At 74.7% G+C, this 2,158-nt stretch carries 3 protein-coding genes; all 3 read left to right on the top strand.

Translation table 11 applies throughout. The features are described 5' to 3' along the window. Positions 1-1,026 (top strand): lyase family protein (locus tag ABZ749_RS34300; protein ID WP_357235366.1); only part of this gene is annotated, 1,026 nt, incomplete at its 5' end. Next, complete coding sequence (pcaD, locus tag ABZ749_RS34295; RefSeq protein WP_357235364.1) at positions 1,023-1,802, top strand: 3-oxoadipate enol-lactonase; 780 nt, start codon at positions 1,023-1,025, stop codon at positions 1,800-1,802. The genes ABZ749_RS34300 and pcaD, both read left to right, overlap by 4 nt. Further along, positions 1,799-2,158, top strand: a 360-nt coding sequence (gene pcaC / locus ABZ749_RS34290; RefSeq protein WP_357235360.1) for a 4-carboxymuconolactone decarboxylase, incomplete at its 3' end; no start/stop codon positions are given. The genes pcaD and pcaC, both read left to right, overlap by 4 nt.

The following is a 2,158-nucleotide window of genomic DNA, read 5'->3' as shown; positions in this document are numbered from 1 at the left end:
GGAGCGACCAGCCAGGACGTCCTGGACACCGCGCTGGTCCTGGTGGCCGTGCGGGCGCTCGGGCCGCTGCTGCGTCACCTCGACGCCGCCGTGGACGCCGCCGCCCAGCTGGCCGACGCGCACCGGGACACGGTGATGGTCGCCCGGACCCTCGGGCAGCAGGCGGCGCCCACCACGTTCGGGCTCAAGGCCGCCGGCTGGTTGACCGGGCTGGTCGAGACCCGGGACCGACTGCGTCAGACCCGCACCGCGCAGCCTGCGCAACTCGGTGGCGCGGTCGGCACCCTGGCCGCGTACGGGCCGGCCGGCGCCGAGGTCGCCCAGCGCTTCGCGGCGCACCTGGGCCTCCCGCCGAGCCCGCTGCCCTGGCACACCCGTCGCCAGCCCTGGCTCGACCTGACCGCCGCCCTCGGCGGGCTGCTCGTCGCCGCCGGCAAGGTCGCCCTCGACGTCGGGTTGCTCGCCCAGAACGAGGTGGGTGAGGTGGCCGAAGGCGGCGCCGGACGCGGCGGCTCCTCGGCAATGCCGCACAAGCGCAACCCGGTGGACTCGGTCCTCGTCACCGCTGCGGCGCGACGCGGCCCGGGTCTCGTCGCCACCCTGTTCGCCACGGCGGTGCAGGAGCACGAGCGGGCCGCGGGCGCGTGGCACGCCGAGTGGGAGCCCCTGCTGGAGCTGCTGCACGTGGCCGGCGGTGCCGCCGCCCGGTGTGCGCGGATGCTGCACGGGCTACAAATCCGTCCGAACAAGATGCGGGAGAACCTCGACGCCACCGGCGGCCTGCTGCTCGCCGAGGCCGTGGCCGCGCGACTGGCGCCCGCTGTCGGTCGCGGCGTCGCACACGACCTCGTGACCCGCGCCGCCTCCGAACCCTCGTTCCGCGCCGCGCTGCTCGCCGACCCCGAGGTACGCGCCCACCTGTCCGACACGGAGATAGCCGAGGCGCTCGACCCGCACCGCTGGCTCGGCTCGGCCGGCCGGTTCGTCGAGAATGCCCTGGCCGCCGCTCGAGGAGTAGGCCGATGACGTCCCGACTGCACCTCACAGTTCACGGCCCGGCCGCCGCGCCGGTGCTGCTGCTCGGCAGCTCCCTGGGCACCGCCGCCGCCATGTGGGAACCCCAGGTCCCGGCGCTCGCCCAACGGTTCCGAGTCATCAGGTACGACCACCTCGGCCACGGGCGCTCCGCGGTGCCTCCCGGGCCGTACACGCTGGACCTGCTGGGCCGGGAACTGCTGCGGACGCTGGACGACCTCGACGTGCAGTGGGTCCACTACGCGGGGCTGTCCCTCGGCGGCATGGTGGGCATGTGGCTCGCCGCGTACGCGCCCGAGCGGGTGCGGCGGCTGGCGCTGCTCTGCACGTCGGCGTCGCTCGGCCCACCGGAGCAGTGGCGGGAACGAGCCGCGACGGTACTCACCGGCGGGATGCCGGCGATCGCCGACGCGGTGGTGGCCCGCTGGTTCACCCCGGCCTTCGCCACGGCCCGGCCGGTGGTGGTCGCCACCCACCGCGCCATGTTGACCGCGAACGCGCCGACCGGATACGCCGCCTGCTGCGAGGCGATCGCCGCCATGGACCTCCGACCTGACCTCGGCCGGGTCGTCGCGCCGACGCTGGTCATCGCGGGAGCGGACGACCCGGCCACCCCGGTGCCGCACGCCCGCGAGATCGTCGAGCGCATCCCGCAGGCCCGGCTGGCCGTGGTCGACGCGGCGGCGCACCTGGCCAACGTCGAGCAACCCGAGCAGGTGTGCCGACTCCTGTTGGAACACTTCCACGAGGGACGGGGTGACGGGTGAACGACCACGAGCGGCACCAGGCCGGCATGGCGGTGCGACGACAGGTGCTGGGTGACGCACACGTGGACCGCGCGGTCGCCGGCACCGACGAGTTCACCGCCGACTTTCAGGACTTCATCACCCGCTACGCCTGGGGCGAGGTGTGGAGCAGGCCGGGCCTCGACCGGCGAACCCGTAGCTGCATCACCCTCGCCGTGCTCGCCACCCTGCACCACGACGAGGAGTTGGCGATGCATGTCCGGGCCGCGTTGCGCAACGGACTCAGCCCGGCGGAGGTGGCGGAGGTCCTGCTCCAGGTCGGCGTCTACGCTGGCGTACCGGCGGCGAACCGGGCGTTCAAGGTGGCCCGGGAGACC

Source organism: Micromonospora sp. NPDC047753 (assembly GCF_040642735.1).
Taxonomy (GTDB): Bacteria; Actinomycetota; Actinomycetes; order Mycobacteriales; family Micromonosporaceae; genus Micromonospora.
This window is presented reverse-complemented; position numbering and strand designations above follow the sequence as displayed.